Below are 7,571 nucleotides of genomic sequence, written 5' to 3'. Positions count from 1 at the left end.
ACGGGGCCGAGCGCCGCGATCGAGGCGACTGGCGCGAACGGCAGACACCGGCAGAACGCGCCGCACGCAGCGATCGCGATTCGCGGCTCCGACCGGTGCCGCACCTGGCGCCCGGGGCCATGCCCCTTCCCGGCCGCGCCGTGATCGGCGCGCCACGGCCGGCCGCGCCGAGCCAGATCCTGCAGCCGCCGCTCGGCGCGGGTCGGCCGGCGGACGCGCAGCGGTCGCTCACGCCTGTCCCTTCGCAGCCCATTCGTTCCTCTCCTGCACTAGCGCCGCAGCCGCGCGCGGTGATGCCGGTGCCGGAACGCCGGATGCAGTCGCCCCGTGCCCCGCAGGGCTTCGAGCGGCGGCGGATGGAACGTCCGCCCGCCGCGCAGCGCACGATCTCCGCGCCGCGCCCGAGCGTCAGGGCCGTGCCTCCCTCGCGCGCCGGCGCGCGCTGAGCCGCACGCAGCGTGCGCCAGTGCACGCCGGTGTGATCTTCGAGGCACGGCCCGCAGCGCGGCGCCGTCCGTCCCCCCCATTGCGCGCTTGCTTTCATGCGGGGCTCTGCAAAGATGCAGGCTTGACACGGCCTCGAAAAATGCCGGCCTCCCTATAATGCTGCAGCGCACCAATTGGCGTTTGGACAGCCATCGGCGGCCGGTTGCCGTCTTTCGACCGACCTCACCTGCGGACTCACCATGCTTTATCAGTTGTACGAAACCCAGCGCGCCCTGCTCAGCCCTTTCGCTGAATTCGCCGGCGCCTCGAGTCGGCTCTACAGCCACCCGATGTCGCCCTTCGCGCAGGCGCCCGGCGCCCAGCGCCTGTCGGCCGGCTTCGACCTCATGCACCGGCTGACCAAGGAATACGAGAAGCCGGAGTTCGGCATCACCGACATCAAGGTAGGAGGGACCGAGATCGTCGTGCAGCAGCAGACCGCGGTCGAAAAACCGTTCTGCCGGCTGCTGCGCTTCAAGCGTTACACCGACGACGGCGCGCTGCTGCTCGAGATGCGCGACCAGCCCAGCGTTCTGGTCGTCGCTCCGCTGTCGGGCCATCATTCGACCTTGTTGCGCGACACGGTCAAGCTCCTGCTGCAGCACCACAAGGTCTACATCACCGACTGGATCGACGCGCGCATGGTGCCGGCCGAGGCCGGTGCCTTTCGTCTGGCCGATTACGTGCACTACATGCAGGAGTTCATCCGCCATGTCGGGCCGACCGTCAACGTGATCTCGGTGTGCCAGCCGACCGTGCCGGTGCTCGCCGCGGTGTCGCTGATGGCCAGCAACGGCGAGAACACGCCGCGCACCATGGTGATGATGGGCGGCCCCATCGACGCCCGCAAATCGCCGACCGCCGTGAACAACCTGGCGATGAACAAGCCCTACGACTGGTTCGAGCGCAACGTGATCTACCGCGTGCCGCCCAACTACCCGGGCGCCGGTCGCCGGGTCTACCCGGGCTTCATGCAGCACAGCGGCTTCGTGGCCATGAACCCGCAGCGCCACATGACGGCGCACTACGACTATTTCCTCGACCTGCTGCGCGGCGACGGTGAGAGCACCGACGCCCATCGTTCCTTCTACGACGAGTACAACGCCGTGCTCGACATGCCGGCCGAGTACTACCTCGACACCATCAAGACGGTGTTCCAGGACTTCGCGCTCGTCAACGGTACCTGGGAGATCGACGGCGAGTTGGTGCGCCCGCAGGACATCAAGACCACGGCGCTGCTCACGGTCGAGGGCGAGCTCGACGACATCTCCGGCTCCGGTCAGACCGCCGCCGCGCTCGAGCTGTGCGCGGGTATTCCGAAGTCGCGCAAGCGCCATTACGAAGTGGCCGGTGCTGGCCACTACGGCATCTTCTCCGGCCGCCGCTGGCGCGAGTTCGCGTATCCCGAGATTCGCGAGTTCATCCTGAAGCACCAGAAGCCTTGGCAGGAGGGCACCGTGGCGCCCGCCGAGCAGGCCGCGGCAAAGCCCGTCGCCGCCAAGCCCGTCGCGAAGCCTGCCGCAAAGAGCATCGCAAAGCCCGTCACCAAAACGGCGACCAAGACGGCGACCAAGATACCGGCAAAACGGCGACTGACCGTGGCGCGGTGAGCACGCTGGCCGACGCCATCGATGCGGCTTTGCCGCAGACGCAGTGCACGCGCTGCGGCTACCCCGATTGCCGAGGCTATGCGCAAGCAATCGCAGTGGGTGAAACCAACATCGATCGCTGCCCGCCGGGCGGCGCCGAAGGCATCGCCAAGCTCGCAGCACTGACCGGCCGCCCGCGGGTGCCGCTCGATCCGGCGTGCGGCAGCGAAGGCCCGTTACGGCTGGCGGTCATCGACGAGGCCGCATGCATCGGCTGCACCTTGTGCATCAAGGCCTGCCCGGTCGATTGCATCGTCGGTGCGGCCAAGCTGATGCACACCGTCATTGCCGCGCAGTGCACCGGCTGCGAGCTGTGCGTTCCGGTTTGCCCGGTCGACTGCATTTCGATGGAGCCCGCCGGGCCCGGCCCGAATCAACCGACGGGCTGGGCCGCATGGTCGGCCGCGCAGGCCGAAGCGGCACGCTCGCGCTACCGGGCGCGCGACGAACGGGCGCGGCGCCTTCAGGGCGAACACGACGAGCGCCTGGCGGCCCGTGCTGCGCCGCGTGCGGAAGAGTCAGAGGGCAAGCCCGACGCGGCCGCGACGGCTGACGCCGGCCGCTCAGCGGTCATCGAAGCGGCGCTGGCCCGGGCTCGGTCACGCCTCGCGCAAGACGGCTGAGCCGCGAGGCTGTCGCTTCTCCCTTTTTGCGGCGTTCTCCTTCGGCGTCGGCATGTGGAGTGCAACATGCGGGCAAGCGGTCGGCACCGAGCATTCGCCGTCGCTCCTGCCGCATCAGCGCTCGGTGCGCCGCTGCCAGAATCGCGCCGATGAAAGCAGCCGCAGTCGAGACGTTCTTCAGCATCCTGCGCGACGCCAACCCCGAACCCGCCACCGAACTCGTCTACAGCTCGGTCTTCGAACTGCTCGCCGCCGTGCTGCTTTCGGCGCAGGCCACGGACGCCGGCGTCAACAAGGCGACGCGCCGCCTCTTCGCAGTGGCGCCGACGCCGCACAAGATGCTCGCGCTGGGCCTGGACGGGCTGACCGAGCACATCCGCACCATCGGCCTGTACCGCACCAAGGCCCGCCATCTGCTGGAGACCTGCCGGCTGCTGGTCGAGCGGCATGGCGGGCGCGTACCGGGCACGCGAGAGGCGCTCGAAGCCTTGCCCGGCGTCGGCCGCAAGACAGCCAACGTGGTGCTCAACGTCGCCTTCGGTGAGCCGACGATGGCGGTCGATACGCACATCTTCCGCGTCGGCAACCGCACCGGCCTGGCGCCGGGCAAGACGCCGCTCGAGGTCGAACTCCAGCTGATGAAGCGCGTGCCGCCGCACTACCTGCAGGACGCCCATCACTGGCTGATCCTGCACGGCCGCTACGTTTGCCAGGCACGGCTGCCGCGCTGCTGGGAGTGCGCGGTCGTGACGCTGTGCGACTACCGGCCGAAGACGGAGAGGCCCTGACACGGGCACCGCTCCCAGCTCCCACAACCGCTCCGCGCGGCAACATACGTGCCCGCAGCCCGAGCTGCCGCGCGCTATCCTCACTGCGAGACTTCTTACGGCTTTCGGAGCTTGTGACCATGCCCTTCACTCCCGCACACCTCGCCTGCATCGCCGCCCTGTGCCTCGCCACGGCGACGCCCGCCCAGGCCGACAGCTTCGCCTCGTCGGCATCGAGCGCCGGCTCGGCCTCGTCCGGAAGCGTGTCCGATTCGATCGAAGGCTCGAGCGACAGCTCCTCGGACGACAAGGAGGTGGCCGAAGGCGACTACCGCATCATCGAAGTCACTGAGCTGGCCGAGCGCCCCGGCATGATGCGGCTGAAGCTGCAGGCCGCCGACGATGCGGCCCGCGAGTTCTTCCTCTCCCTGCCGCAGCAAACGCTCGCGCAGCGCGGCCTGGCGCAGGGCCATGTGGTCAGCGCCCGCCACCGCCCCTACGGCCTGGAATTTGCGCGCGCCGACACGCGCGAAGCCTTCTTCCTGGTGCTGGCCGACGACTGGCACCGCGAACTCGAGTCGCACGCCGTCACGCTTTGAGGCCTCGCCTGCACAGCCGGACGTGGCAGCCGTTGCGAAGCAAGGCACCCGCAAGCCGGAACGTGGCCGTGCCGCCGCTGTGAGGCTCGTGCGCGCGCTGCTGCTGGCCGCCGGCCTGTGCGGCGGCGCAGCCGGCAGTCAGGCGTCGTCATCGGACGCCTCGCGCTTCTGCGACCGCGAGTCGCCGCTGAGCGCGCAACAGCAAGACCGCCTGCTGCGCTTCGCCGCCATCGTGCGGCAGGAACTCGATGCCTCCGGGCGCGCAGTGGCCCTGATCGCCCGCTCGGGCCTGGACCTCGCCCGCTTCGGCCTTCGCTACTCACATGCCGGCGTGAGCCTGAAGGCCAACGCGAACGGGCCGTGGTCGGTGCGCCAGCTCTACTACGCCTGCGACGAGGCCCGGCCGCGGCTCTACGACCAGGGCCTTGCCGGCTTCCTGTTCGGCACAGACGACCCGTCCATCGGATACGTCTCCATCGTGCTGCTTCCGTCCACTGAAGCCGTTGCGCTGGAACGCACGGCGCTCGACGAGGCGCTCGCGCTGCGCTTGCTGGCGGGGCGCTACAGCGCCAATGCCTACCCGTACAGCCTGCGCTTTCAGAACTGCAATCAGTGGGTGATGGAGTTGCTGGCCACGGCGTGGGGCGCTGCAGACGGCGAGAGCGCAGTGGCTGTTGCCGGCGACGCTGAAGGCGCGCGCGAAAGCGCGCAGCGCTGGCTGATGGCGCAAGGCTACGCGCCGCAGCCGGTGCAGGTGGGCTCGCAGCTGTTGATGTTTGCGGCGAACTTCGTCCCCTGGATCCACGTCGCCGACCATCCGGAACAGGACCGCTTCGCGCTGCAGTTCCGCACCAGCACACCGGCCTCGATCGAGACCTTCGTGCGCGAGCAGGTTCCGGGAGCGCAGCGCATCGAGTTGTGCCACGACGAACGGCAGGTGGTGATTCGGCGCGGCTGGGAGCCGGTGGCCGAGGGATGCCGACGGAGCGACGGCGACCGCGTAGTGGCGTTCGATTGAGGTCGCGTCAATGCGCAGGCAGCGGCAAGGCGGTCTTGTAGCGCACCTGCTTCAGGGCGAAGCTCGAGCGAATCTTCTCGATGCCGGCGATCGGGGTCAGTTGCTCGAGGATGAATTTCTCGAGCGCTGCGATGTCGGCGACGGCAACGCGGATCAGGTAGTCGCTGTCGCCCGTCATCAAGTAGCACTCCATCACCTCGTCGTGCTCGACGATGCGTTGCTCGAATTCGGCCAGTGACGCCTTGCTCTGCGTGCGCAGGCTGATGGAGATGAAAACGTTGAGCCCGAGCCCGAGTGCTGCCGCATTGGCGATGGCGACATAGCGGTCGATCACGCCGCCGGCCTTGAGCGCCTTCACGCGCGCCAGACAGGGCGAAGGCGAGAGATGCACGCGGCGAGCCAGATCGACGTTCGACAGCGCACCGTCGCGCTGCAGTTCATCCAGGATGCGGAGATCCACGCGGTCCAGATTCATGAAATGCCGTGCTTCACCAGAATAACGGCACTTTATACCGCCGACTCGCCGAAAAAGCGGCGTTGCAGCAACTCATGACGGGTCGATCGAATTAAGGTCTGGATGATGAACGCTTTGTCCGATCCCTATTTCAACCCCCCGGTCGACTTGCCCTCCATCGGCAGCGACGCCGACCCGCAGGAAACCGCCGAATGGCGTGCCTCCTTCGCCGCGCTGGCCGAGGCGCACGGCCCGGCGCGCGCCCGCTGGATGCTCGACGAATTGGCGCGCGTGGCGCGGCAGCAGCGCATCGGCTGGCAGCCCGAGCTCGCCACGCCGTACGTGAACACCATCGCCGTCGAAGCGCAGCCGGCGTTCCCCGGCGACCTGGCGGTGGAAGAGCGCCTGGCCTCGCTGATGCGCTGGAACGCGCTCGCCATGGTCGTGCGCGCCAACCAGGCCTACGGCGAACTCGGTGGCCACATCGCCAGCTATGCGAGTGCGGCCGATCTGTTCGAGTGCGGCTTCAACCACTTCTTCCATGCGCGCACGGGTTCAGGCCCAGGTGCGCACGGCGGCGACCTCGTGTTCTTCCAGCCCCACAGCGCCCCCGGCGTCTATGCGCGCGCCTTCCTGGAAGGCCGCCTTAGCGAAGAAGACCTCGCGCACTACCGCCAAGAACTCACCGCGCCCGCCTTCACCACCGGCAAGGGCGCTCGCGGCCTGAGCAGCTACCCGCATCCTTACCTGATGCCGGACTTCTGGCAGTTCCCCACGGGCTCGATGGGGATCGGCCCGATCAGCTCGATCTACCACGCGCGGTTCATGCGCTACCTCACGCACCGCAAGCTGCTCGACTGCGAGGCGCGCAAGGTGTGGGGCGTCTTCGGCGACGGCGAGATGGACGAGCCCGAATCCATGAGCGCGCTCACGCTCGCCGCGCGCGAGAAGCTCGACAACCTCGTGTGGGTGGTCAACTGCAACCTGCAGCGCCTGGATGGCCCGGTGCGCGGCAACGGCCGCATCATCGACGAGCTCGAAAAGCTCTTCGCCGGTGCCGGCTGGAACGTCATCAAGCTGGTGTGGGGCAGCGACTGGGACGGCCTGTTCGCGCGCGACACCACGGGCGCCCTGACGCGCGCCTTCGCCCAGACGGTCGATGGCCAGATGCAGACCTTCGCGGCCAAGGACGGGCGCTACAACCGCGACACCTTCTTTGGCCAGAACGAAGAACTCGCGCGCCTCGCCCAAGGCATGACCGACGAGCAGATCGACCGCCTGAAGCGCGGCGGACACGACCTGGTGAAGATTCACGCCGCCTACGCCGCCGCCGCCGCCCACCGCGGCCAGCCCACCGTCATCCTGGCCCACACCAAGAAGGGCTACGGGATGGGCGCCGGCCAGGGCAAGATGACCACGCACTCGCACAAGAAGTTCGAGAGCGCCGACCTCATCGGATTCCGCAACCGCTTCAGCCTGCCGCTGACGGATGAGCAGGCAACCTCGCTGACCTTCATCCGGCCGGCCGGCGACAGCGCCGAGATGCAGTACCTCGAGGCGCACCGCAAGTCGCTCGGCGGCTCCATGCCGCGCCGGGAAACGGCCTGCGACGTGGTGCCCAAACCCGAGCTCTCGGCCTATGCGCAGTTCGCCCTTTCGGCCGACGGCAAGGACATGAGCACCACCATGGCCTTCGTGCGCATGCTGGGCAACCTGATGAAGGACAAGGCGCTCGGTGAGCGCATCGTGCCCATCGTGGCCGATGAAGCGCGCACCTTCGGCATGGCCAACCTGTTCAAGCAGGTCGGCATCTATTCGAGCGTCGGCCAGCGCTATGCACCGGAAGACATCGACACGATCCTGAGCTACCGCGAAGCGACCGACGGTCAGATCCTCGAAGAAGGGATCAGCGAGGCCGGCGCCCTGGCGAGCTGGACCGCGGCGGCCACCAGCTACAGCGTGCACGGCCTGGCGA

At 68.3% G+C, this 7,571-nt stretch carries 7 protein-coding genes and 1 pseudogene; 7 read left to right on the top strand and 1 reads right to left on the bottom strand.

From position 1 onward, the window contains the following. From H0W38_RS11845 to H0W38_RS11820, 6 genes and pseudogenes are all read left to right on the top strand, one after another. Positions 1–446: pseudogene (locus tag H0W38_RS11845) on the top strand (hypothetical protein); the annotation flags it as partial. Positions 447–686: 240 nt separating this feature from the next. After that, a complete protein-coding gene (locus tag H0W38_RS11840) occupies positions 687–2,096 on the top strand; it encodes a polyhydroxyalkanoate depolymerase (protein WP_292454195.1) in 1,410 nt (469 codons plus the stop codon). Next, a complete protein-coding gene (gene rsxB, locus H0W38_RS11835) occupies positions 2,093–2,758 on the top strand; it encodes an electron transport complex subunit RsxB (RefSeq protein ID WP_292454194.1) in 666 nt (221 codons plus the stop codon). The genes H0W38_RS11840 and rsxB overlap by 4 nt, the downstream gene beginning before the upstream one ends. A gap of 149 nt (positions 2,759–2,907) precedes the next feature. Continuing rightward, positions 2,908–3,546, top strand: a complete 639-nt coding sequence (nth, locus tag H0W38_RS11830) for an endonuclease III (RefSeq protein ID WP_292454192.1) — start codon at positions 2,908–2,910, stop codon at positions 3,544–3,546. Positions 3,547–3,665: 119 nt separating this feature from the next. After that, entirely contained in the window at positions 3,666–4,124 is a 459-nt protein-coding gene (locus tag H0W38_RS11825) for a hypothetical protein (RefSeq protein ID WP_292454190.1), read from the top strand. Between the two features lie 79 nt (positions 4,125–4,203). Continuing rightward, complete coding sequence (locus H0W38_RS11820) at positions 4,204–5,142, top strand: DUF2145 domain-containing protein (RefSeq protein ID WP_292454188.1); 939 nt, start codon at positions 4,204–4,206, stop codon at positions 5,140–5,142. Between the two features lie 7 nt (positions 5,143–5,149). Here the strand turns inward: H0W38_RS11820 and H0W38_RS11815 are convergent, their stop codons facing one another. Beyond that, positions 5,150–5,617: an Lrp/AsnC family transcriptional regulator gene (locus H0W38_RS11815; protein WP_292454186.1), complete on the bottom strand. Its 468-nt coding sequence runs from the start codon at positions 5,615–5,617 to the stop codon at positions 5,150–5,152. Between the two features lie 105 nt (positions 5,618–5,722). Between H0W38_RS11815 and aceE the strand changes: the two genes are divergently transcribed. Further along, on the top strand, positions 5,723–7,571 hold a 1,849-nt coding region (aceE, locus tag H0W38_RS11810), incomplete at its 3' end, for a pyruvate dehydrogenase (acetyl-transferring), homodimeric type (protein ID WP_292454185.1).

Origin of the sequence: Methylibium sp. (assembly GCF_013817365.1) — a bacterium.
GTDB lineage: Bacteria > Pseudomonadota > Gammaproteobacteria > Burkholderiales > Burkholderiaceae_C > Methylibium.
The sequence above is the reverse complement of the archived record's forward strand: the minus strand, read 5'-3'. Positions and strand labels throughout refer to the sequence as shown.